The organism is Pseudomonas sp. NPDC089401 (genome assembly GCF_044749485.1).
Taxonomy (GTDB): domain Bacteria; phylum Pseudomonadota; class Gammaproteobacteria; order Pseudomonadales; family Pseudomonadaceae; genus Aquipseudomonas.
Window position 1 is genome coordinate 198,101 of sequence record NZ_JBIVIA010000002.1, and the last position, 22,293, is coordinate 220,393.

A 22,293-nucleotide genomic window follows, 5' to 3' on the forward strand; every position below is an offset into this window, starting at 1 on the left:
TTGAACACAGTTGCCCATGAATATCGACCTGCACGGATTCGGTCCGGCCATGATGGCCGGCACCCTGATGACCGTAAAACTGGCGCTCTGCGCCTTGCTGCTGGGCCTGGTCCTGGGCCTGCTCGGCGCCTTGGCCAAGACTTCCTCGGTCAAGCCACTGCAATGGCTTGGCGGTTTCTACTCGACCCTGGTGCGCGGCGTGCCCGAGCTGCTCTGGGTGTTGCTCATCTACTTCGGCACCGTCGGGCTGATGAACAGCCTCGGCAACGCCCTGAACATGCCGGGCCTGGAGCTCAGCGCGTTCGCCGCCGGCGTCATTGCCCTGGGCCTGTGCTTCGGCGCCTACGCAACCGAAGTGTTCCGCGGCGCGATCCTGGCGATCCCCAAGGGCCACCGTGAGGCCGGCCTGGCGCTGGGCATGTCCAAGGGCCGCATCCTGTCGCGGATCATCCTGCCGCAGATGTGGCGCATCGCCCTGCCCGGCCTCGGCAACCTGTTCATGATCCTGATGAAGGACACTGCACTGGTGTCGGTGATCGGCCTGGAAGAGATCATGCGCCACGCGCAGATCGGCGTGACCGTGACCAAACAGCCGTTCACCTTCTACATGGTCGCCGCCTGCATCTACCTGAGCCTGACCGTGGTCGCCATGACCGGCATGCACTTCATGGAAAAACGCGCCGCTCGCGGCTTTGCGAGGGCCGAATAAATGAATTGGGAAGTCATCCTCAAATGGCTGCCGCGCCTGGCCCAGGGCGCGACCCTGACCCTGGAGCTGCTGGCCATCGCGGTGATCGCCGGGTTGATCCTGGCCATCCCGCTGGGCATCGCCCGCTCCTCGCGCCACTGGTACGTGCGCGCGGTGCCGTTCAGCTACATCTTCTTCTTCCGCGGCACGCCGCTGCTGGTACAGCTGTTCCTGGTCTACTACGGGCTGGCGCAGTTCGACGCGGTGCGCTCCAGTTCGCTGTGGCCGTACCTGCGCGACCCGTTCTGGTGCACGGTGCTGACCATGACCCTGCACACCGCCGCCTACATCGCCGAGATCCTGCGCGGCGCGCTGCAGTCGATCCCCAAGGGTGAGATCGAGGCGGCGCGGGCGTTGGGCATGTCGCGCGGCAAGACGCTGTGGTACATCATGCTGCCGCGCGCCGCGCGCATCGGCCTGCCGGCCTACAGCAACGAAGTGATCCTGATGCTCAAGGCCAGCGCCCTGGCCAGCACCGTGACCCTGCTGGACCTGACCGGCATGGCCCGCACGATCATCGCCCGGACCTACCTGCCGGTGGAGATCTTCTTCGCCGCCGGGGTGTTCTACCTGGTGATCTCGTTCGTGCTGGTGCAAGGCTTCAAGCTGCTCGAGCGCTGGTTGCGCGTCGACGCCTCCCAGGGCCGCTGATCCCCACTGGCCTCTTCGCGGGTAAACCCGCTCCCACAAGTACCGCGCCATTCTTGAAGTTGGCGCTATACCTGTGGGAGCGGGTTTACCCGCGAAGAGGCCCCGAAAACCAACACCCCCCTCAAACCTACCCATGCCCTCCTACCTCCACAGCCCTCAGCTGCATGACCGCTTCCAGGCCCTCGACCAGTTCCTGACCGAGCACCAACCGCTGTGGAAACCCAGGCCCTTCACCACCCTGCGCCTGGACTGGGAAAGCACCTACCCCGAACTCGCCGCCCACCTGCGCCAATGCCCCCTGGCCGACGCCGAAGCCGACATCGCCCCACAGCACCTGCCTGCCCCGTTCCCACAACTCGCCTCACAGGCCGAGCACCTGTCCGCCGTGGGCGAATTGCCGGACGCCGGCCTGCCCCCCGCCGGCCATCGCCTCGACGTCGCCGTCCCCGGCCGCAAATGGCAGCAGATCGAAGCCTTCAGCCGCCACCTGGGTTTCCGCGAGCAGACCCGCCACTGGCTCGACTGGTGTTCCGGCAAAGGCCACCTTGGCCGCCGCCTGCTGCAACCCGGCCAGCAGCTGACCTGCCTGGAATACGACCCGGAACTGGTGGCCGACGGCCAGGCCCTGAGCAATCACCACCACCTGCCCGCCAGCCATATCCGCCAGGACGTGATGGCCGCCGGCAGCGCCCAGCACCTGGGCCCCGACAAAAGCGTGGTGGCCCTGCACGCCTGCGGCGAACTGCACGTGCACCTGCTGCGCCAGGCCAGCGCCCAGGGCTGCCGCCACCTGGCCGTGGCGCCCTGCTGCTACAACCGCATCCCCGGCGAGCACTACCAGCCGTTATCCACAGCCGCGCAGCAGTCGCCCCTGCGTCTGGACATCATCGACCTCGGCCTGCCGCTGAGCGAAGCCGTCACCGCCAGCGCCCGCGTGCGCCAGCAACGCGACAGCTCCATGGCCCGGCGCCTGGCCTTCGACTTGCTGCAGCGCGAGCAGCGCCAATGCGACCAATACCTGCCCACCCCCTCCCTGCCGACCGCCTGGCTGCACAAGCCCTTCGAGCAGTACTGCCGGGAGCTGGCGCAGTTGCGCAACGTCGAACTGCACGGCAAACCGGACTGGGCTGCGCTGGAGGCCGCCGGCTGGCAACGCCTGGCCGAAGTGCGCAACCTCGAGCGCCTGCGCAAGCTGTTCCGCCGCCCGCTGGAGCTATGGCTGGTGCTCGATCGCGCCCTGTTCCTCGAAGAACAGGGTTACCAAGTCCGCCTGGGCACCTTCTGCGACTATCCACTCACCCCGCGCAACCTGCTGCTGCTGGCTGAACGCGGCGTTTAAGCGCTTCAAAACCTGTGGATAAGTCTGTGAACAAGCTTGTGATGAATGGTTGGATCCAAGCGCTATTTCAAACGCTTGGCTTATTCCGACCCTCGCCTGAAGGCCAGTAAAAACAGGCGTTTGCGCAAAGACCGGCGGCTGTGCGAAACGGCATGCCTTTCGCGCAAGGCGATAATGCCTCTTGTGCATAAACAAAAATTCGATTAGGCGGGCGTCCTCGATACCAGCAGAAATACGAGCTGGATTACCGTGGCCTGTGGGAACGGGCTTGCCCGCGAAAGCGGCCTTGAATCAGTGCGCCTTGTTCCTGGCAATCTCGATGTCGTTCATCAGCGCCTTGGCCAGTGCGAGCAGATAGTCGGAAGCGCCCAACAACTTGTGGTCGTCCTCCATATCTCCCTCGCGCACAAGATGCTTGATGTAGCCCAGCAGCACAGATACGTGCTCGTAGGCATCGTCGATGGGAATGCCGGGCTGTACGCGCAAGAGATCTGCGGGCGGATTGCCTGCTTCGAGAAAGGTTTCGACCCCTGCCGTGGTGATAGGGGCGTCGGGAACACGCTTGTTCATTGGCCAATCCTCATTCCATAAAGATGAAAACCATCCGAATCTTTCTCAGGGATTGGGGTGGCTGCCGTACGAGGGGTGAGAAACCGAGGGAATAAGGAAGCTCGGCCAGACCGAAATCTGCCCGCGTACGGCCGCCATGAAACGCTACCGCTTATTCACCTCGGGTTCTCACACCCGGTCGCCGAAACGACACGAGAACGTTATCCCCAGAGCACTTGCCCGCCAATGGCGACAGTGCGGCAGCGGTCGTAGGGTAATTCCCAAATACCTTGAACCTGAAGCACGATGTTTCAAGTTCAGGAACTTCCTACAGATACACTGGGCACCCACGAAGACTTCGGACGGTGTATCATCCGCCGCCCAAATCATTAAAAAGCTACGTCGCGCGCTGCCCGCCAGCCCCGCGACCGTCTGGCGTTGCGCCAGAATCGACAATGGACTAACGGACTACACCATCGTGACCTACGCCAAATCCCTTGCCCTGCTGGCCATGACCCTGACCCTCGGCGCCTGCGCCAACCACCCGACCCCGCAGCCTGCCAGCAGCTTGGACTGGAACACCCCCGGCATGCAGCTGGGCGGCGACAACGGCCTGCCCCTGCGCACAGAAAGCCCTTGCCGCAAGCGTGGTTGCGACAACGACAAGCTGTTCTTCAACCCAGGCAAGACCGAGCCGAGCGTCAATACCATCCACCGCGGCTGGTAGGAAAAATCTCCTTCTGGGCCGGTGACTTAGGGTATTTGAGCGCTTTCGCAAGGAAGTGGTTTACAGACGCCAACCGATCGCTATAATGACGCCCCATTGCCGGTATAGCTCAGATGGTAGAGCAACTGACTTGTAATCAGTAGGTCCCGGGTTCGATTCCTGGTGCCGGCACCATTCAAGGTTCCATAGAAAGCTTTCAAAATCTCTGGAACCCCCGAAAAACCCGCCTTCTGGCGGGTTTTTTCGTTTTGGCGTTCCGTCGGATTCCGAGGGTAGCCAGCGCTAATAAGGGTAGTTTTAAGGATAGAGGTCCGTTTCGATATCGGAGACTACCCTTATGGCCCGCACCACTGCCCCGCTTACAGACACCGCCTGTCGCACGGCGAAGCCCAGAGAGCGCGAGTACAAGCTCTTCGACGGCGACGGTCTTTACCTGCTTGTGCAACCCAACGGCCGCAAAGGCTGGCGGCTCAGGTACGTGAAACCGGATGGCCGCGAAGGCCTGACCGCCCTCGGCAGCTATCCGGTGGTCGGGCTAGGCGACGCACGCCGCAAGCGCTTCGAGATCAAGCAGCAGCTCGCCAACGGCATAGATCCCATCCAGTACAAGCAGCAAACAAAGACCCAAGCCGTGATCAATGGCCGCACCTTCGAAAGCGTTGCGCTCGACTGGCATGCGAGCATGGTGCCGAAGTGGGCGCCCAGCCACGCCAAGACAGTGCTCAGCCGATTGAAGACCCACGTGTTCCCTTTAATCGGTGCCAGAGCAATCGTTGAGCTGGACACCCACGACCTCATGCAACCACTGGAAGCCGTGACGAAGCGCGGCACCATCGACGTGGCGCTCAGGATCAAGAACTACCTGCAAAGCATCATGCGCGAAGCCAAACGGCTGCGGCTGATCACGGCGAACCCGGCTCACGACCTCGATGGATCGATCAAGACACCGCGAGTAACTCACCGGCCCGCACTACCCCTATCGCGGCTTCCAGAGCTATTGGCATGCATTGAGGACTACAGAGGTCGCCCGCTCACGCGCCTCACGGTGATGCTGTCGTTGCATGTATTCGTACGCTCCAGTGAACTGCGCTTCGCCCGCTGGAACGAATTCGACCTCAATCGCGGCATCTGGGAGATCCCCGACACCCGCCCGGCGCTGGACGGCGTGCCGTTTTCCACAAGGGGTACGAAGATGGCCGGGGACATTCACGTTGTACCGTTATCGCAGCAGGCAGTGACCTTGCTTGAGCAGATCCACGCGATCACCGGCAAGTTCGACTTGGTGTTCGCGGGAGATGCCAAACCGTGGAAGCCGATGTCCGAGAACACGGTGAATGCCGCGCTCAGGACGATGGGCTACGACACCAAGGTGGATATTTGCGGCCACGGGTTCCGAGCCATGGCGTGCAGTGCGCTGGTCGAGTCCGGGCTGTGGTCAGAGATAGCGATCGAGCGCCAGATGAGCCACAAGGAGCGCAACAACGTCCGGGCCGCTTATACCCACAAGGCCGAGTTCCTCGAAGAACGCCGGATGATCATGACCTGGTGGAGCCGGTTTCTGGAGGCGAACCGCGAGGACCATGTGACGCCGCATGAGTTTGCCAAGCAGACGGGCGAGAACGTCACGCGGCTTCGCAGTGCCAAGAGGACCGAGTAACCCGCCGCACCACCACCTCAACTCGCTGTGAAGTTACCCACAGCACCGCATGAAGCTCCTCCGCGCAGGTCCTTTCAAACGGGGCTGCAAAGCCGCCCCGTTTGAAAGGACCATACCTAAGAAAAAAACTGCTGGCACAGCTTACGTCTGTGGAAAACCACTGATGTCCACCGGGGGATAGTTTTATCCACAGGCGCTAAATCCCTGATATCCCGCTGCTTGACGAATATTGTCCACAAGCGTAGACCGGGAGTCGCAAGAGCTGTCGATGACAGCACCCCAGGTGACCCGAACCTTAAAGGTCACGCCGCTCCCGCGGTGGTTCACCCGCAAGTACGATTCGCGTCCGGCAGCTCGTACGGTCACTACCCGTGTGATGGATGCCAACTCAATATCGTTGCCCCTGCGGCAACCACCCTACCCATCTGCTCAGCAGCAACCTATCCGCTTGGCCATTTCGCGTGCGCCAACCTGCCCCCGTCTCTTTCACCGGAAAGAGACGGGCGCTCCTGACACTGCTGCAGCCCTCATCGCACTTGGCTTTGCGGCGACTTCACTCGTGACAATCGGCGTGACAAACGCCGATGTCATCAGCAACAGCGCTGCAGATGATGGTGCCGCAGACCAGGGAATGGACTGCACCTGACTGACAGTCAGGCATGCCCCGGTCATCGCACCGCTGTGTTCACCCGGCTCAGGATCTTCAGGCACTGGTCTCGTCAGCCAATGCAGCCTCTACCCGCCCACCGGTAACGGTGCTCAGGAGGCCAGATCATGAGATGTCCTTGCTCTTGGACGTAAAGAGCCGCCAGTCCCGCGTTAGAGGGCATCCCCACAGGTCGCAGGGGCCTTGATCCCTGATAACACTCAGCATTCTTGGCGGGATGACGTGGGGCGAGGACTGGAGAGCAAGAGATGAGGTGACCGACATGGCATTGGTGGGTAGACGCGATGGTCGTAATTTCGGTTACGGCAGGCAATTGAGTTACGCGGGGCCGCAGGCGCTGAAAGACATGTTCGGCGGAGGCCACTATGGCACGGTCAAAGCGCACTGTGATCGGTGGCAGGCATTCGTAAAGTGGTGCCGCTCCGAACAGGGGCCCGGCCTTAATGATGCGCGGCAGATTGATCGAAAGGTGTTGGCCGACTATGCGGCGCATCTGCGTGACCTGGTTGGGCGCGGTAACCTCGCCGTCAGCACCGCACAAAACCGCTTATCCAGTGTTAACAGGGCCATGGCAGCGCTTCGCGGTGATCAGTGCGTGAAATTGCCCAGCCCAAGCAAGGCGTTGGGTATGCAGCGTACCGGGGTCCGTCACTCAGTGCCGCAGGGCCAACACCGCGAACAGGTTCAGCAGATCGTCGATGCGCTTTGCCGCCACCATCAGCTACGCGCCGCCGCTGTCGTCCTAGTGGCGCGAGCCACCGGCATGCGCTTACGTGAGGCCATCTTGGCTGACCTGCCACGGTTGAGCCATGAGGCTAATGTCCTAGGCAGGATCAACATTCAGGATGGCACCAAAGGTGGTCGCGCCGGCGCCTCGGCACCACGTTGGATTGCGGTAGACGACCATGTCCAAAATGCTCTTGAGTTTGCACGTCGAGTGTCGCCTGCGGGTAGCCGCAACCTTATTGCGCCACACAAAAGCTACCTGAGTTTTCTGCAAGAGATCATCCGCCCTGCGCGGGACATACTGCATGCACAGAACCTAAAAGGCTTTCATGAGCTACGGGCGGCGTTTGCGTGTGAACGCTATGAACAAATCACCCAGCACCGCGCACCTATTAACTGCGGTGAATGTTGCCAGGGAGATCTGTGCCTTGATCGTGAAGCCCGCAGGATCATCAGCTATGAGCTGGGGCACGGTCGGCTCGATGTGGTCGCTGCCTACATTGGAGGGCGGACATGAGTAAGCCATTCGACATGGAACTCTTCCTCAGCGGGATACTCACGGGGTCACGCGTGACCCAGCAGCGTCATATGCGGCAGGCCAAGGTCATCCAGGCTGAAATCGCGCAGCGGTGGCAACGAGATACACCTTGGGCTTGGCAAAGAAAACATGTTGCTTGGTTTCTCGAACATCGCATAAGCCAGCACGGTCAGGCGACTCGCTATTACTACATATTGACAATCCGGTTGCTCGCTCGACGCCTAGAAAAATCATGGATTTTCAATCTCTGAGTGAGATCTGATCCTGACAATAACGACCGACAGCAATCGGCCCAAAGCGCACTGTCGACATCCCAGTGGCATTATGGTATTGCAGGAGGTAGCAATTCTTACTTTTTTACGCTAGGAGCGTTCAGTGGAACAAAGTAGATCAGAGCATATTTTAGCCTTAGCCAAAGAGCTACTGGACGACATCGAACTCAGCAGACTGCCTGCTGAGTCCTTGCTTTTGAAAGCTTCAAGATTGGCCCGATGGGTGGGATCCGACGAAATCAAATACTGGATCAACTTGGAGATGCAAGGATACAACAGTACAAACGAAATATCGCTTAAATATATGGGGCTTACAGGTAGATGGACAAATATAGATGAAATGAAAGGCTACTGGGGACCTCTTGCACAACAGGAGGCCGCACTGGCAGCTCAAAATATAAAGTTAAAATCTCTAACTACTCCCGACACTAGCGGAGACTGGGCGCTCCGCGTGATGGACATGTATCAGAAACAGCTAGGGAATACGACAAGCTATATATCCACCCTAAGCGGAATTAAAAGTCGCGTTCTTTCTATTCTCCATAATTTTGTTTCTGCAATTTATTACGAAAAAGAATTTGACAATCTGTCCGAATCCATTTTCGAAAAATATAAAAGTGACGTTGACAGTTTAATATCCGCCAATTGTGGCGACGTTTTAGAACAGATACCATCAGTAATGTCTAGATTGGCAGAGGGCAATGCGGAATCTATCAGCCAAGCATTGACCACAGTTCGCAGAATAATTGATTCTTTTGCAGACTCTATTTACCCTGCAAGAGAAACGACGATTAATATTGGCGGAAATGAAATTACACTGGGCGCCAATAAGCATCAGAACAGGATCAATGCATTCGTTCATGAGAGAATCGAAAGCAAGTCACGAAAAGTTAAAATTCGTCAAAATCTCGCAAACCTTTATGACCGAGTATCGACAGGCGTTCATAACGATGTATCTGCCGAAGAAGCTAGATCGCTATTTCTCAATTGTTATCTATTGCTAGGCGAAATTCTGCATATCGCCGACTGGAAAAAATAAGTAGCACCCTTGCCTAGCCTATGTGCTGGAGTCAAAAGTTGTTAAACGTTTTCGTCATGTCGATTGCATTCTATCTCGATGGACTACAATCGACCAAAAACGCGGTCCTACCGAGGACTGTTTAGGACAAGATATCCCAACGGTAAGTCTCTCGAAAAATCTGAAACTTCAACTATCAAACGAGACATGCGAAATGGACCTCTCAGGACTTACAAATTATATATTTCAATTTAGCACCGAGACTTATCAAGCGTTCAACAGTTTTAAAGGGCCGATACTATCTGCCGCACAAGCAGCAATCTCGGACGAAAAGAGTGCGATCTGGGCAACATTAGTAACCGATATAATCACTATTGCCGCAGCCCTTGGCGCACTTGCACTTCCTATATCCTTGAACGTCATCGAGACAACCAGAACGCGTTACAGAAGCCCCTCTCTATTAAAAATAACATCCTCGCTTTCAGGAGTAGACGCCAAAAGATTAAACCAGCGTCTGTTTATAATTTTAGGAGCTTCTCTCGCAGCCAAGCTTCTTATTTCAATTCGAGTATTTGACTTGATTTCCTTGGTGCCATATTTGTGTGGCTTAACGGTCGGATTCAGCATTGTGGTACGCCAGGTATACCGACACCTAAAATTTACTTACACATTCATGTCTAACATAGAATCAATTCATGAGAGAATTTATCGAGACATAAAAAAATACGCCAATCACAGTTTTTTGCTATATGACGATGGGCGTGGGATCGTTGCTAGGAGCCTGCTAAGAGTATGTAGCCTGTTCTCTAGCCGAATAAAAATACAGGACAATATCGCTGCACTTATGGAGCTGGAGTCATATCTACTCTGCACAGACCCTATCAGAACTAATTTAGATAGCCGAATCAGAGCTATTTCTTATAAAGCATTCAACAACCTAGAGAACCACGATGCAAATGAATTCGCACGTCATTTGCTAGCTTCCCTTCCGTCTGTCTTAGCGACAGTTGAAGTCTCTAGAGAGGTAGACGTTTATCAGTCCATCGCCGGCTTTTATTTGAATTTAGCCATGGGGGCAATTCTCGCCAAAGAAGAATACAGATCACAGCTTGGGGTGATTGAAAGAATCGCTAGATTCAGAGAGGAGAGGCTTCCTTCATACGGGCGCTTCTGCCGAAACGGCCGGTTATTTCTTAGCTTTGCTAATAAAAGTAAGTCTGGCAGTGAGGCCTACACATACCTTCAAGCACACTTTAACTTACTTATCGAAACATCCGCTCGCGAGCAGCCGGAAAACATCCCGGAACTACTGAGAAATATTCGTCAAGTAATACAATTCAAGGACAACTACAACAAAGGTGCTTGGGACCTTCCTGAGAGAGTTGTTGAGCTGTGGGAATATTCATCCATGGCAGAGCTCGATAAAGATGTTGGCGACGCATATACTGGAAGATTAGCAGTAGACGAACTTGATGATAAAATAGAGACAAAATACAAGCCCGAGATGCGGGCATATATCACAGAAAAGGTTGCAGACAAGGTAGTCGTTAGAGAGAAATTTAAAGAAATAGATGCCGCCTTAGAAGAGTGCTGGCATGGCATAGCTCTTAATAGATTTTCTAACGAAATAGAAACAGAAACCCTTCGAATTCTAGCTACTTTATTATCCACGCACCCAGAGATATTCGTAGAATGTAGAGAGTTACGCAATCCTGCAGGATCGCATTCATTCAATGTGGGGCATTCACCAGTTCCAACCTCTTTGAGTGAGTGCGTCGCAGCATTTCTATCTGCGAAAAATTTCTCTGACTTCCATACAGCTCGCAATGAACTCCAAGAATATAAAATAGTAGATGCAATAGGAGCACTTATAGCCTATGAACTTTGGAACACTTTTATATTGCGTGCAAGCGGTGCGACAATTAAACCTGAGATATCTATACCAACGATACCAAACTGCCAACTTAGCGAATTAAAAGCTGCAACACAACGGGTCTCTTTACTTAAGACGTCCCTGTTAAAATCACTCGCCAATACTAGATTTACAGACCGATTGGGAATTTTGTCGGAGCAGGCGTTAACATTACGCGAATATGCTTGCGAATTTTGCGACCGACTGAGTATGGTGCTCACAGAAAATACAAAATCAAAGATTGCAAATCAAAAGCTGGACACTGCGTCTCTAGAACGATTTAAGCGTGAAGTTACTGAGGCGCTTGGGTCGTCCATAAAGAGATTTGACTTATTCAAAAGACTCACGCTGGGTGAAGTATCTCCAATAGTTTCAAATATTAGTCTCCCGCGCGAAGCATTTCTTTCGGGGAACGACACCTATTATGTGTTCGACACATATGGCTTCAATCTGGCTCAAGAAGTTCACAACTGGTTGAATGCTCAAATACTATTCCACAATCAACAGACTGAAAACTCAGAAATCACGCTACCTACTCGCAAGGCTGAATGGATGATTTGCTCCTCTAACGCGCTGAAAAGATTTCAAGCTGCCGGATTTACAACTTCTGGTAAAAACATTACTTGGCCTGACGGGAGAGGGAATATGAAATACATTGAAATCAACTGCGATGGATGTGGGTATTACTTGGTTTTTCCTGGTGAGAGCCTGATTAAAGTTAACTATGCCCATCAAGAAAACAAACTTCCAATAAGCATTAGCTTTACCGATAATGGTGAGTGCGTCGACTTTAAAATTGAATATTATGTTAGTACTCGGCAGTGAGGCGTAGTGAATCGTACCATTTATTTAATTCCCCATTGACTACTTCTGGACGTTTGTCTGCCTTCAACAAAAGGCAAATAATGATTGATTGCAGCCCTTTACGAAGGGCAGCAATCCACCCTTTGCGGACAGACATAACGCCTAGTTAATAGTATGCCCTCGCCAGCCCCAGTATCCCAAGCGAACGATTCGATAGCATAGTTATAATTTCTCAGGAGCAAGGTTGTATATATTATTCTCAACAATCCAGTTCATATGAGCTGAGAGCCCGTCTAGATCTGGGTATATTGATGATATATTAATCCCATAGAAATTTAGATCTTGAAGTAGCGCTTTTCTATATTCTTTTGATATGGTAATCACCTCAAGATCTTCATTTTCCCGCATAAGCTCATCGATCCCTTTTTTTGGATCTGAACTCACTGTAAAAACCCCACCCTGCCTAATTATTCTCGGCACAACGCCGGTTGGCTTAAATTTTCCTGCACCTCTTAGATCGAATGGACTTTTGGTTTTTTTGCTATCAAACTCCCATAGGCATTTATAGCAAAAAATTTTTGCGTCTCGGTCCGAAAACTCTTCTGACACCGCGAAAAATGCAGCAACCAGGGGATTATAACTCCAGTCCAACAATCTAGTTGCTAGGCCATGATGTTGAGCAATTGCAAGCCACTCCCACTCACTATCAGGCCTTTCCTTTATGAATTCATTGGCACGACGCACCCACGCTTTGAAAATCGTTTGTTCATTTGATTTTGAGTACGGTAAGCGCCCAGATTTTGGCTTTAATTCCCACGAAGGATCGGCGTGCCCCCTGAATATCCAAGCACTGTTATTCTTATATTTTTCAAAAGCCTTATGAAGCTCAATAAAGTTGGTAATTATCATAATAACTCAGCATAAAAATTATTAGGTGTTATGCCACGTCGTTTTACTTGTTGTGATGACGCGTCGAAAATCCCCCTACTGCCCTGCAAACCATTATCTACTCTTGGAATAGTCGCAGCTATCGCAACATCGTCCAGAGAAACACGATAACGGTGATGTAGGCCCTGCCGCCTTCTAGATTAGAACGCAGCACCGGTGACGCTACCTAATTGTCCCCTCGGTGTCCACGGTCCACTCCTAGCCGATTTCGGCCCGCTCCCAACAGCAGCTATGGATACAGTCTGTGTAAAAACGTTTGGCGCGACCCGACTGGTTAGAGAACGATCAGAATTTTGCGCTCCTGCGCTAAATCTGGGTTAGCTGAGTAGCAAAACTATTACAGATTTCACTTACGTTCGCGCTTCTCAGAGATCCGCTTGGGTTTTCGACCCTTATATGGCTTTCGTGCCTGTAAGAGGTCAAAGGATAGATTTAGAGATAGCAGACCGTTTCCCTAAAAATAAAAGCTAAACAAATTATATAGTTAAGGACATCTTCGACTCCTGGTGCCACCATACGCAGTACCAACAAAGGCTCACCGAAAGGTGGGCCTTTTTTGTTTCCCCCACCTCAACAACGCCCCCCCCGTAGGAGCGAGCATGAACTGGCCTAATGATTCTGGACACCTCAATCGGGCGCTATGATGGCGCCCAAATCTGAGGTGTTTGGACATGCGTAAATCTTACTCGAACGAGTTCAAGCTGAAGGCCGCTGGCATGGTGCTGGACGAAGGCCTGCCGGTTCCCGAGGTGTGTGCCAGCCTAGACATCGGCCCTACAGCACTGCGTCGCTGGGTCGACCAATTGCGCCAGGAACGCCAGGGTGTAACCCCGGCGGGGACCAAGGCAATTACTGCTGACCAGCAAGAGATCCAGCGGCTCAGAGCCCTGCTCAAACAGAAAGACCGGGATATCGAAATCCTAAAAAAGGCCAGTGCTCTCCTGCTGTTGGACGCCAAAGATCACTCGCGTTGATCGATGAGCTGGGTGAGCAGTACGGCGTCAATGAGTGCTGTCGCGTACTTGGGATCAGCCGTAGTAGTTTCTATTGCTGGCGTCAGCGCCAGGGCCAGAGCGACCCTGAGCGAGAAAGGCTCAAGACTCAGCTAGTCAGGCACCATCGGGCGTCTAGAGAGTCGGCAGGTGCTCGCACCTTGGCGAAGTTGCTGCAAGCCGACGGGCATCGAGTAGGCCGATTCAAGGCGCGCAGCCTGATGAGGGAGGCTGGAGTTGCAAGCCGTCAGCGCAGGCGCCACAAGTACAAGTCTTCGGGTGTCGAGGCCCTGACAGCGCCGCATGAGCTCAAGCGGCAATTTGATGTGAAGGCGATTAACGAGGTCTGGTGCGGGGATGTCACGTACATCAAAGTGGGTAAACGGTGGCTGTACTTTGCCGCTGTGCTGGATTTGTACGCACGCCGAATTGTGGGCTGGTCATTCTCACTGATCTCGGATGCCACATTGACCTGTGAAGCCTTGCGCATGGCGACCGAGCTACGGGGGCGTCCCAAAGGCGTGCTGTTTCACTCTGATCAGGGCTGCCAGTACACCAGCCACAAGTTCAGGAACGAGCTACGTGAACATGGGCATCGCCAGAGCATGAGTCGTAAAGGTGAATGCTCGGATAACGCACCGATGGAGCGATTTTTTGGCAGTTTGAAATCGGAATGGGTGCCCAAGGATGGATATGCCTCGGAGCATGAGGCCCGGGCGGATGTGCAGCGTTACGTTACGCGCTACAACATCACCCGGCCTCACAGCTACAACGATTACCGATCACCCGTCGAAGCGGAGAAGCTGGCGGCGTAAACCTTAATCGGTGTCCAGGATTGCTTGACCAGTTCAGCATTGCTCGCGATGCGCCACAAGCGGCCCCCTATCCAGCAATCACCGAATCCGCCCCCCCCCCCCAACCACCTCACATGCCCGTTCCCTAATTCCCCACCCCAAAACGCAGGCACCCCAAGAAAATCGCTTTGACTTACCAGCTACCGACCGCTAGGTTTTTATCTTAAATTTTAGATATTCCTGAAGAGGCCGGACAATGGCACTCCAATTCCACGAAAGCCCTTTCCACGCCACACACGACGCTGACACAGCCAGCAAGATGGCCTTGAAAATGGACCTGTCCATCTTCATCACGGACTGCATCAAGAAAATGGGTCTCAAGCAGCACGACGCTGCCGTCAGGTTGAACGTAACCCAATCCCGCATCTCCGAACTGGCAAATGGCAAGATCGAGAAGTTCACGCTGGACGCCATGATGGACATGCTCGACAAGCTCGGCTTCCGCACGAGCTTGACCCTGCCCTCCAACGACGCCGGCACACCTCCTCAGATCGTCATCACCCAAGCCCCAGGCCGCTAAACGCTGTAGCCCATCTTCCGAAGCTCGCGCTTGAGCTCTTTCATCCGTTCCTCGGCGACCTGCATCGCATGCCGATCTGTCCTGTTAGTCGTTTTTACGAATGAATGCAGTACAACGACCATGTCCGCAAAATTGGCCACGTACACGCAGCGGAACGCAGGGCTGCCGTTGATGATGAGCTCAATGGCACCCGCCCCCACCGATTCCGTCAATGACTTGATCGGCTGCTCTGGATCCTGGCCATACTGGATGCGTCGCAGGTCTTTGCCGAAGTCGTCCTGAACGTCCTGTGGGAGGTCTTTGTATTCACGCTCAGCGGCCGCACTCACAAAAGCAAACTTTCTCAGCAGGCTACTCGCAACAAAAAATAGAAGGACTGCGGGTGACAGGAATGCCGGGGAGTGGGGAATCTAGCGTAGTTGCTTGCAGTTGATGCGGTCAGAAATGTTTCGTGGTTGATGCCTGGACCCGGCATCAATGATGCGCGGCAGATTACCTTGCTCACGCTGTAAATCAAACTTTACTTAACCATTAAAAAGCCCCAAACCGCATTTAGTGCGGAGGGGCTTTGGGTACACTGTTTTAAGTATTTCAAATTAAGCTATTTTGGGGCTACCAGAGAATATCGTTTCTTATGTACAGAAAAATCAAACCTTTCTTTAGACTGCACCGTGCATAAAAAACTCAACCGGAACCTTAAAGAAATCAGCAAAGCCTTTTATTTGAGCAACAGTCATTTTTCTTTTGTTGTTTAGTATTTCAGAAACAGCACTTTGGGTTGCAATACCAGACAAATCTTTTTGTTTAACCCCCCTGTCCGAAATCAGAAACGCGAGCGCTTCCGACTGGGAGGATTGAGGTATCAACACCGTTGCAGCTTCGTACTCATACACTCGATCAGCAACCAGCTCCGCAAAACGTGCTGCTACGTGATCTTCACTATCCGCATGAGAGTAGAGTTCATCAATTAACGCCATCCGTCCCTGCAAGTCACCATCATCTTCAATAGGATCATGACATGCAGATAGCAACTTGGACATTGTGGCTATCTGATCACTCAGACCATCAAGCATTGGTGAAATATTAGCTATGAAGGAATCTAGTCCAGTGGCTTCGATCTTATCACGCTTCATCTTGTCACCTATAATTGCATTATACATAAATAGAGCCGATCTTCCTGATCAGCTACTTAACATCACTTCTGCACCACTTGTCATATCCGGCGTGGGGCAGAATGTCCTTCATGTAAATGGTGCCGGTTCGCGTATTGATCCACGCGATGATTCGACACTCATTTTTCTTGATATCAAAGACATAGATATCAAGGGGTCCTTTTTTGCTCGTGTGCCTCAGCTTTGAGTGAGGGATGCGATCAACGTTCCATCCTGAGACGGTGACCCAAACGTCACGAATCTGCTCAAAGGACTCAAACCGAAGGGGCGGCCTGTCAAAGGTAGTCAGCCACAGGTTGAGCGGCTCTTTCCACTGACTGAACGTTTCAATGGCTTGTGCAACCGCCGTCTTTGTTACCACTCGCATATTTTTGGTCTCCGGCGTCCTTACATACAGCGAACGTTATCGCAAATCCAGATATCTGTCAAACAGATATCTGTGCGGCAGATAAACTGTTCTAGCGAGCTTCGGCGGGGTCAACAGCAGCACCGTGCCTAGGCCATATGGGCGATCACCGGGATGTTTTCTTGCGGAACTCGACCGGTTAGCAGGCGTACGAGGACCTTGAGGTATTTTAGAGGTAGAGCCGCATGGGTCTTTACGTAAGCTAATTCAATAGCTTATGAAATCGTTCGACTCCTGGTGCCGCTCACCAATCAGTGAGCCCTCCTCACGTCATACCCCCAACGCCACCCCCACCACTTCATCCTGCCGTGCCTCCCCCACCACCCTCTCCCGCGCCACCTCCATTACCTCTCCCAAATCCACCCCAGCAATCTGCAACAACGCCCTCAAACACCCCGCATACCGACTACCCCATACCTCCAACCGCGCCGCCAGCAGCGCCAGCAGATGCGCCACATCAGCCAGCCCATCCCGAGCCTCCCGCTCTTCACACGTGGCCAGAAACTCCAGGTACAACGGTATGTAGTCAGGCTCCCTGTAAAGGGCAAAGGCAAACCCCGCCGCCTCATACCGCCCCAGCAATCCAAACATCGCCCACACCTGATCACACGGCGCTCCCTGCATCTGTTCGAACAAACGTAGCGACAGTGCCCCGCCCTGATCGAACAACGCCTGGTGGCGCGACTGCACCTCCCCTATCCCGTCCCGGGTCAGCTCTTCAAGCAACTCGCGCAGGTCGGCGCGCTGCGCCGGGTCGAACTCGTGGGTCGTGTCGATGGCCCGCTCGAGTGCATCCTGGCCAAGGATCAACGCCTGGCCGGGATAATCGAGCAGCAGGGCAAGCACTTTGAGAATCTGCATGGGTATCGCCTTTGGCTCCGTTCAGGTCTGGCGCGGCCCTCCGCACCCGTCAGCAAACGCGCCAGCGTGTCTGGGTGCCGCGTCTTATAAATTGATCTGGATCAAGGTTCCAGCGGCACCCTGGTCTGCCTCTTCAACGCCACTACCTCCAACGCAGTACCTCCAACGAACGGGCAACAGCCCGTCTCTGCCGGTCGATCAGGCAATGGCCAGGAAGCCTTTTACAGCCACTGGTCACGCAAAAATTCTTTGGAGGTATGACTGCCCGCAAACCCTGATCCGGCGCAGCGAAAATTCGGAAACCCTGCTGGTGGTGCGTACCGCGACCTCTATACGGCTGAATAATGGCCTTCCCCCGCAAGCCTGCACGCTGGCCGAGAACTTCACATGAACATTGCCCCGCCCTACACCCTGCTGCTGGCCGACGACCACCCGATGATGCGGCGCGCGCTGCGTCTGCTGATCGAGCTGGAGCGCGACCTGGTGGTGGTCGGTGAAGCCAGCAATGGCCAGCAGGCTCGGGATCTGGTGGAGCAGCTGCAGCCAGACCTGCTGCTGCTCGACAATCAAATGCCCGAGCTCAATGGCATCGAGGCGCTGAGGTTGCTGCGCGCCCAGGGCTATCTGGGGCGGGTGCTGCTGTTCACCGCGTCGGATGCTGAACAGGATGTGCGCGACGCCTTGCGGTTCGGGGCCGATGGCTACCTGCTCAAAGACAGTGACCCAGAGCGGCTGATCGACCACCTGCGCGAGGTGTTGGCGGGCAAGCTGGTGTTGAGCCCATCGCTGGCCAGCGTGCTGGCCAAGGTATTGCGGGCGCCCTACGCCGCCAGCTCAGCAGGCCTGACCACGCGCGAGCGGGAGGTGCTGAAGCGGATTGCCGAGGGTTTGAGCAACAAGATGATCGGCAACAAGCTGGGGATCAGCGAGGGGACGGTGAAAGTGCATGTGAAGAACCTGCTGCACAAGCTGGGGCTGCGCTCGCGCGTGGAGGCGGCGGTCTGGGCGCTGGAACATCTGCGCTAGCGATGTAACTACCGGACTGTCGGTCTTGATTCAGTCTGAATTCGGACTACCATGTCGCTACTGGATAAATGAGGACACTCAGATGAGAGTTGAAACCATCAGCTACCTGAAGCGTCATGCAGCCGACCTCGACCTTGCGGAACCCATGATCGTCACTCAGAACGGCACGCCTGCCTACGTTGTCGAGTCGTACGCGGATCGCAAGCAACGTGACGAAGCCATTGCGCTGGTAAAACTGCTTGCCATGGGCTCTCGCGAATATGCGCAGGGTAAGCACTGCTCGGCCGACGACCTGAAAGCACGCCTGTTCAAGAAATTTGCCGAGGAATAATCAGTAGCGCATGACAAAGCCAACCATCCGCTTTACTGATTCTGCCTCGCAAAGCATCGAAGACCAGGTTCATCATCTCGCGGTTTACCACGGCAGTCAGACCGCACTGGAAAAGATCACTTCGTTGGTCGACAGCATCGAACAAAGGTTGTCAGCCGCTCCAGTTGGCTATCCCGTCAGCCCACAGGCCAGTGGCCTGGGAGTGATGCAATATCGGGAACTGAATGTGGATGGATACCGTGTCTTCTATGAACTATTCGAAGATGACCACACCATCGCCGTTGAATTGGTTGTCCGGCAGAAGCAAAGCATCGAGCAAGCACTGATTCGCTATTGCCTCATTTACCCACTGCCTTAGCAAAAAGGGCCGCATTGCGGCCCTTCGCGGGGCAAGCCCGCTGCATCAACTGCAGCGTATGCCTCAGAACGCGGTGCTGACGCTCATCGTCACGCTGCGCGGGTCGCCATAGATGGCCCCGGCATAGAACCCGTACTGGGTGTAGTAGTGCTTGTCGAACAGGTTGTCGACATTGACGCTCACTGCCGTGTCGTCGGTCAGCTGGTACTTGGCCATGGCATTCCAGATCGCATACCCCGACCAGTTCACGTCCGAAGCCCCTGCACTGACGCCATTCACCGGCTGCCCCGCCGGGCTGGAGATCGCGCGGATGTTGCTCTGCGCCTTGACGCCGGCACCCAGGGTCAGGCGCTCCAGCGGGCCGGACAGGCGATAGGTGGTCGAGGCCTTGAACAGGTGCGACGGGTCGCTGCGGCCGTCGCTGTCGACGCGGCGGAAGTGCAGGTAGGTGTAGCCGGCGTAGAGGTTCCAGTTCGGCGTCAGGGCACCGGCGATTTCCAGGTCGATACCGTCGGTTTCCTGGCCGGTGCCGGCTTTGTAGGCGTCACCGCCGGTTGGCGTGGTCAGGCCATCGTCCAGCACCGCCTTGTTTTCCTGCTTGGTGCGGAAGTACGCCGCCGAGGCGTTCAGGCGGCCGTCCAGCCAGGCGCCCTTGATCCCGGTCTCGTAGCTCTGGCCGCGGATCGGCTCGACCTTGGTGCCGCTCTCGGTCTCGGCGGTCTGCGGGTTGAAGATGTCGGTGTAGCTGGCGTACAGCGAATAGGTGTCGTCGAGGTCGTACACCGCGCCCAGGTAGGGGGTGACGATGCCGTTGTTCTGCTGGTTGCTGCGCACGCCGGCGACGCTGTTGGTGGTGGCCGAGTAGTCGGTGGTACGCACGCCGAGGATCACCGACAGCGGGTCGCTGATGCTCAGGCGGGTGGCCGCGTACATGCCCTGCAGGCGGGTGGTGGTCTTGCTGTGGCGGCCGGTGCGCGAGGCGAGCATGTCGTAGTCGCTGTCCACGCCATTGCGCCAGTCAGTGATCGGCAAGCCGTTGTTGGCGCGGAACTGGCAGCCTACCGAAGGGGCGCTGGCGCGGCCTTCGCCAACCATGGTGCAGCTGTATTCCGGCGACCAGGCCACGGTGCGGCTGTCGTTGTAGCCGACCATCGCCTGATGGGTGCGGCCGAACAGCTGGAATGGGCCGGACAGGTCGATCTGCGCCGATTGCTGGGTAGTGTCGCTGGAGCTGTGCAGGCCGTTGAGCACCGCGCCGCTGCCATCCTGGTTCCAATAGCCGCCATAGCTGCCGCGGCCGGCCGAGTTGACCTTCGCCAGGCCCCGGTGGTTGAGCACTTCGGCGGTGCTCTGGGCGACCTTCAGGTCCAGCGCCCAGTCGTTGTCGAAGCGGTGCTCCAGCGAGCCGAAGGCGGTGCGCGTGGTGTACTCGCCGAAGCTCCAGCTCGGTACCACGTTGGTGCTGCGCGGCAGGTCGGTCTTGCTGCCGTCCTTGTACCAGATCGGGATGTTGGCGCCCCAGCCGCCGCCGACCACCTTGTTGTATTCGTACTGGTAGCCGGCGCCGAGGGTGGTGGCGTCGTCGAGGTCGAACTCGAAGTTGGCCAGGGCCGCGCGGGAGCGCTCGGACTGGTTGTCGCGGAACGAGTTGGCGTCGCCCTGGGTCATCACCAAGCGCGAGCGCAGGCGGCCATCGGCGGACAGCGGCAGGTTGAGGTCGGCGCCCAGGCGGCGCTTGTCCCAGCTGCCGTAGGTGGCATAGGCGCTGCCGCCGAAGGTTTTGCCCGGCGCCTTGCGGATCAGGTTGACGGTGGCCGACGGGTCGCCGGTGCCGCCCAGCAGGCCGTTGGCGCCGCGGACGATGTCGATGCGCTCGTACAGGTCCATGTTCAGCGCATTGCCGCCGCCGCTGAAGTCGGAGCCGCCCTGGAACTGCAAGCCATCGACCTTCCAGTTGCTGATCGAGTAGCCACGGGCACGGAAGTCGGTGCGCCCGCCCACTTCGGACTTGGTGGCGCTGACGCCGGGCGTGGTGTCCAGCGCCTGCTCGATGGAGTGGACATCACGGTCGTCCATCTGCTGGCGGGTGATGGTGGTGACCGACTGCGGCGTCTGCCGCGGGGTCAGGTCGAGGCCGGTGGAGCTGCGGGTGCTCTGCACCGTGTAGCCGAGCTGCCCGGTTTCATCTGCCGAAACCAGCGAACTGTCGTCGATCTGCGTGGCATCCAGCTCCAGCGGCTGGCTGTCGGCGGCCACGGCCGTACCACTGATGGCGACGGCAACACAGAAAGCAAGCGGGTGCAGGCGGCTGCCGCCGCGGGTGATCCGGGAGAAGTCGTTCATGATGCCCTTGAGATTCATTTGGGAAGGTTTCGTATTTGCAGATGATTTTTTGTTAGGATTCTAGGCATCCGCCCGCTGGGCTCCATGGCCGGCTTGTACGGGCATGTAATTGAACGTAACGAGCGCCAGCGGCCCTCCCGAACAGGTGTTTCTACCGATGAGCACGACCTTGCTTGTCGTCGACGATGACGACGAGATCCGCGAACTTCTTTGCGATTACCTGGCCGATGCCGGCTATACGGTATTGGCGGCGGCCGATGGCGAAGGCATGCGCGAGCAGCTGGCCCGGCACAAGGTCGAGCTGGTGGTGCTGGACCTGATGCTGCCTGGCGAAGATGGCCTGAGCCTGTGCCGTTACCTGCAGGCGACCCCGGGCCTGGCAGTGATCATGCTGTCGGCCAAGGGCAGCACCCTGGACCGCATCATCGGCCTGGAGGTGGGCGCCGACGACTACCTGGCCAAGCCGTTCGAACCCCGTGAACTGATCGCCCGCATCAAGGCCGTGCTGCGCCGGCCCCAGCGCCTCGAAGCTGCCACCGACGAGCCCGCCCAAGCCCTGCACTTCGCAGGCTTCAGCCTCGATCAGGTCAAGCGCCTGCTGACCCGCCCGGACGGCGAAACCCTGACCCTGCCCCGCTCCGACTACCGGGTGCTGCGCGAGCTGCTGGAAGCCAACAGCCGGGTGGTCTCGCGTGACCAGCTGACGCGCAGTGCGTTCGGCCGCGACCACCACCCCGACGACCGCTCGGTGGACATGTGCATCAGCCGCCTGCGCCAGCAGCTGCGTCGCGCGCCCAACGGCGCCGCGCAGATCCTCACCATCCGCAACGAAGGCTACCTGCTGAGCATCGCCCGCGCCGAGGCGCACGGCTGA

22 protein-coding genes and 1 tRNA gene are annotated in these 22,293 nt (G+C 56.1%); 16 read left to right on the top strand and 7 right to left on the bottom strand.

Annotation, left to right across the window (positions count from 1 at the left end; all coding sequences use genetic code 11):
- The first annotated feature begins 16 nt into the window (after positions 1–16).
- The 3 genes from ACIP21_RS05035 (at position 17) to ACIP21_RS05045 (ending at position 2,738) form a co-directional block, all read left to right on the top strand.
- Positions 17–709 carry an ABC transporter permease gene (locus tag ACIP21_RS05035; RefSeq protein WP_400684682.1) on the top strand — a complete coding sequence of 231 codons (693 nt, stop codon included), beginning with the start codon at positions 17–19 and terminating at the stop codon, positions 707–709.
- Entirely contained in the window at positions 710–1,399 is a 690-nt protein-coding gene (locus ACIP21_RS05040; protein ID WP_400684685.1) for an ABC transporter permease, read from the top strand. It abuts the gene before it with no gap.
- A 133-nt stretch (positions 1,400–1,532) separates the two neighbouring features.
- The gene (locus ACIP21_RS05045) at positions 1,533–2,738 is read left to right on the top strand and encodes a methyltransferase (protein WP_400684688.1); all 1,206 of its coding nucleotides are present in this window, start codon (positions 1,533–1,535) and stop codon (positions 2,736–2,738) included.
- A 291-nt stretch (positions 2,739–3,029) separates the two neighbouring features.
- Here the strand turns inward: ACIP21_RS05045 and ACIP21_RS05050 are convergent, their stop codons facing one another.
- A complete protein-coding gene (locus ACIP21_RS05050) occupies positions 3,030–3,308 on the bottom strand; it encodes a DUF3077 domain-containing protein (protein ID WP_400684691.1) in 279 nt (92 codons plus the stop codon).
- A gap of 457 nt (positions 3,309–3,765) precedes the next feature.
- Between ACIP21_RS05050 and ACIP21_RS05055 the strand changes: the two genes are divergently transcribed.
- From ACIP21_RS05055 to ACIP21_RS05085, 7 genes are all read left to right on the top strand, one after another.
- Positions 3,766–4,014 (top strand): hypothetical protein, encoded by a 249-nt coding sequence (locus tag ACIP21_RS05055; protein WP_400684694.1) that lies wholly within the window; start codon positions 3,766–3,768, stop codon positions 4,012–4,014.
- Between the two features lie 98 nt (positions 4,015–4,112).
- Positions 4,113–4,188, top strand: a tRNA-Thr gene (locus ACIP21_RS05060).
- A 163-nt stretch (positions 4,189–4,351) separates the two neighbouring features.
- The gene (locus ACIP21_RS05065; protein WP_400684697.1) at positions 4,352–5,671 is read left to right on the top strand and encodes a tyrosine-type recombinase/integrase; all 1,320 of its coding nucleotides are present in this window, start codon (positions 4,352–4,354) and stop codon (positions 5,669–5,671) included.
- 929 nt (positions 5,672–6,600) lie between these two features.
- Complete coding sequence (locus tag ACIP21_RS05070) at positions 6,601–7,581, top strand: integrase domain-containing protein (RefSeq protein WP_400685862.1); 981 nt, start codon at positions 6,601–6,603, stop codon at positions 7,579–7,581.
- Entirely contained in the window at positions 7,578–7,853 is a 276-nt protein-coding gene (locus ACIP21_RS05075) for a hypothetical protein (protein WP_223717803.1), read from the top strand. Before ACIP21_RS05070 ends, ACIP21_RS05075 begins: the two co-directional genes overlap by 4 nt.
- Before the next feature lie 124 nt (positions 7,854–7,977).
- Positions 7,978–8,913 (top strand): hypothetical protein, encoded by a 936-nt coding sequence (locus tag ACIP21_RS05080; RefSeq protein ID WP_223717804.1) that lies wholly within the window; start codon positions 7,978–7,980, stop codon positions 8,911–8,913.
- Positions 8,914–9,106: 193 nt separating this feature from the next.
- Positions 9,107–11,629, top strand: a complete 2,523-nt coding sequence (locus tag ACIP21_RS05085; RefSeq protein ID WP_400684699.1) for a hypothetical protein — start codon at positions 9,107–9,109, stop codon at positions 11,627–11,629.
- 201 nt (positions 11,630–11,830) lie between these two features.
- Here the strand turns inward: ACIP21_RS05085 and ACIP21_RS05090 are convergent, their stop codons facing one another.
- Positions 11,831–12,517 (bottom strand): FRG domain-containing protein, encoded by a 687-nt coding sequence (locus tag ACIP21_RS05090; protein WP_400684701.1) that lies wholly within the window; start codon positions 12,515–12,517, stop codon positions 11,831–11,833.
- Between the two features lie 710 nt (positions 12,518–13,227).
- On the opposite strand from ACIP21_RS05090, the gene ACIP21_RS05095 reads away from it, so the two are divergent.
- A protein-coding gene (locus ACIP21_RS05095; RefSeq protein WP_400684703.1) for an IS3 family transposase occupies positions 13,228–14,363 on the top strand; the annotation gives its coding sequence in 2 pieces (ribosomal slippage) (positions 13,228–13,477 and positions 13,477–14,363; 1,137 coding nt in all).
- Positions 14,364–14,598: 235 nt separating this feature from the next.
- Positions 14,599–14,922 (top strand): helix-turn-helix domain-containing protein, encoded by a 324-nt coding sequence (locus tag ACIP21_RS05100; protein WP_400684706.1) that lies wholly within the window; start codon positions 14,599–14,601, stop codon positions 14,920–14,922.
- Here ACIP21_RS05100 and ACIP21_RS05105 read toward each other — a convergent pair.
- The 4 genes from ACIP21_RS05105 to narJ form a co-directional block, all read right to left on the bottom strand.
- Positions 14,919–15,269 carry a type II toxin-antitoxin system RelE/ParE family toxin gene (locus tag ACIP21_RS05105; RefSeq protein ID WP_400685865.1) on the bottom strand — a complete coding sequence of 117 codons (351 nt, stop codon included), beginning with the start codon at positions 15,267–15,269 and terminating at the stop codon, positions 14,919–14,921. The genes ACIP21_RS05100 and ACIP21_RS05105 overlap by 4 nt on opposite strands.
- A 312-nt stretch (positions 15,270–15,581) precedes the next feature.
- Complete coding sequence (locus ACIP21_RS05110) at positions 15,582–16,055, bottom strand: type II toxin-antitoxin system HigA family antitoxin (protein ID WP_400684708.1); 474 nt, start codon at positions 16,053–16,055, stop codon at positions 15,582–15,584.
- Between the two features lie 52 nt (positions 16,056–16,107).
- Positions 16,108–16,461, bottom strand: coding sequence for a type II toxin-antitoxin system HigB family toxin (locus ACIP21_RS05115; RefSeq protein ID WP_400684711.1), 354 nt, complete (start codon positions 16,459–16,461; stop codon positions 16,108–16,110).
- A 309-nt stretch (positions 16,462–16,770) separates the two neighbouring features.
- Entirely contained in the window at positions 16,771–17,361 is a 591-nt protein-coding gene (gene narJ / locus ACIP21_RS05120) for a nitrate reductase molybdenum cofactor assembly chaperone (RefSeq protein WP_400684714.1), read from the bottom strand.
- A gap of 387 nt (positions 17,362–17,748) precedes the next feature.
- Here narJ and narL point away from each other — a divergent pair, with 387 nt between their 5' ends.
- From narL to ACIP21_RS05135, 3 genes are all read left to right on the top strand, one after another.
- Complete coding sequence (narL, locus tag ACIP21_RS05125; protein WP_400684716.1) at positions 17,749–18,387, top strand: two-component system response regulator NarL; 639 nt, start codon at positions 17,749–17,751, stop codon at positions 18,385–18,387.
- Between the two features lie 82 nt (positions 18,388–18,469).
- The gene (locus ACIP21_RS05130) at positions 18,470–18,718 is read left to right on the top strand and encodes a type II toxin-antitoxin system Phd/YefM family antitoxin (protein WP_400684719.1); all 249 of its coding nucleotides are present in this window, start codon (positions 18,470–18,472) and stop codon (positions 18,716–18,718) included.
- Between the two features lie 10 nt (positions 18,719–18,728).
- On the top strand, positions 18,729–19,076 hold the full coding sequence (locus tag ACIP21_RS05135; RefSeq protein WP_400684722.1) for a type II toxin-antitoxin system RelE/ParE family toxin: 348 nt from the start codon (positions 18,729–18,731) through the stop codon (positions 19,074–19,076).
- 63 nt (positions 19,077–19,139) lie between these two features.
- Here ACIP21_RS05135 and ACIP21_RS05140 read toward each other — a convergent pair whose 3' ends face one another.
- On the bottom strand, positions 19,140–21,437 hold the full coding sequence (locus ACIP21_RS05140) for a TonB-dependent siderophore receptor (protein ID WP_400684725.1): 2,298 nt from the start codon (positions 21,435–21,437) through the stop codon (positions 19,140–19,142).
- A gap of 139 nt (positions 21,438–21,576) precedes the next feature.
- Between ACIP21_RS05140 and ACIP21_RS05145 the strand changes: the two genes are divergently transcribed.
- Positions 21,577–22,293 (top strand): response regulator, encoded by a 717-nt coding sequence (locus tag ACIP21_RS05145; protein WP_400684728.1) that lies wholly within the window; start codon positions 21,577–21,579, stop codon positions 22,291–22,293.

What these genes read in the sequence shown, in the direction of transcription:
- ACIP21_RS05035 (WP_400684682.1), top strand. Translation starts at nt 17, where the DNA reads ATGAATATCGACCTGCACGGATTCGGTCCGGCCATGATGGCCGGCACC.
- ACIP21_RS05040 (WP_400684685.1), top strand. Translation starts at nt 710, where the DNA reads ATGAATTGGGAAGTCATCCTCAAATGGCTGCCGCGCCTGGCCCAGGGC.
- ACIP21_RS05045 (WP_400684688.1), top strand. Translation starts at nt 1,533, where the DNA reads ATGCCCTCCTACCTCCACAGCCCTCAGCTGCATGACCGCTTCCAGGCC.
- ACIP21_RS05050 (WP_400684691.1), bottom strand. Translation starts at nt 3,308, where the DNA reads ATGAACAAGCGTGTTCCCGACGCCCCTATCACCACGGCAGGGGTCGAA.
- ACIP21_RS05065 (WP_400684697.1), top strand. Translation starts at nt 4,352, where the DNA reads ATGGCCCGCACCACTGCCCCGCTTACAGACACCGCCTGTCGCACGGCG.
- ACIP21_RS05070 (WP_400685862.1), top strand. Translation starts at nt 6,601, where the DNA reads ATGGCATTGGTGGGTAGACGCGATGGTCGTAATTTCGGTTACGGCAGG.
- ACIP21_RS05075 (WP_223717803.1), top strand. Translation starts at nt 7,578, where the DNA reads ATGAGTAAGCCATTCGACATGGAACTCTTCCTCAGCGGGATACTCACG.
- ACIP21_RS05085 (WP_400684699.1), top strand. Translation starts at nt 9,107, where the DNA reads ATGGACCTCTCAGGACTTACAAATTATATATTTCAATTTAGCACCGAG.
- ACIP21_RS05090 (WP_400684701.1), bottom strand. Translation starts at nt 12,517, where the DNA reads ATGATAATTACCAACTTTATTGAGCTTCATAAGGCTTTTGAAAAATAT.
- ACIP21_RS05100 (WP_400684706.1), top strand. Translation starts at nt 14,599, where the DNA reads ATGGCACTCCAATTCCACGAAAGCCCTTTCCACGCCACACACGACGCT.
- ACIP21_RS05110 (WP_400684708.1), bottom strand. Translation starts at nt 16,055, where the DNA reads ATGAAGCGTGATAAGATCGAAGCCACTGGACTAGATTCCTTCATAGCT.
- ACIP21_RS05115 (WP_400684711.1), bottom strand. Translation starts at nt 16,461, where the DNA reads ATGCGAGTGGTAACAAAGACGGCGGTTGCACAAGCCATTGAAACGTTC.
- narJ (WP_400684714.1), bottom strand. Translation starts at nt 17,361, where the DNA reads ATGCAGATTCTCAAAGTGCTTGCCCTGCTGCTCGATTATCCCGGCCAG.
- narL (WP_400684716.1), top strand. Translation starts at nt 17,749, where the DNA reads ATGAACATTGCCCCGCCCTACACCCTGCTGCTGGCCGACGACCACCCG.
- ACIP21_RS05130 (WP_400684719.1), top strand. Translation starts at nt 18,470, where the DNA reads ATGAGAGTTGAAACCATCAGCTACCTGAAGCGTCATGCAGCCGACCTC.
- ACIP21_RS05135 (WP_400684722.1), top strand. Translation starts at nt 18,729, where the DNA reads ATGACAAAGCCAACCATCCGCTTTACTGATTCTGCCTCGCAAAGCATC.
- ACIP21_RS05140 (WP_400684725.1), bottom strand. Translation starts at nt 21,437, where the DNA reads ATGAATCTCAAGGGCATCATGAACGACTTCTCCCGGATCACCCGCGGC.
- ACIP21_RS05145 (WP_400684728.1), top strand. Translation starts at nt 21,577, where the DNA reads ATGAGCACGACCTTGCTTGTCGTCGACGATGACGACGAGATCCGCGAA.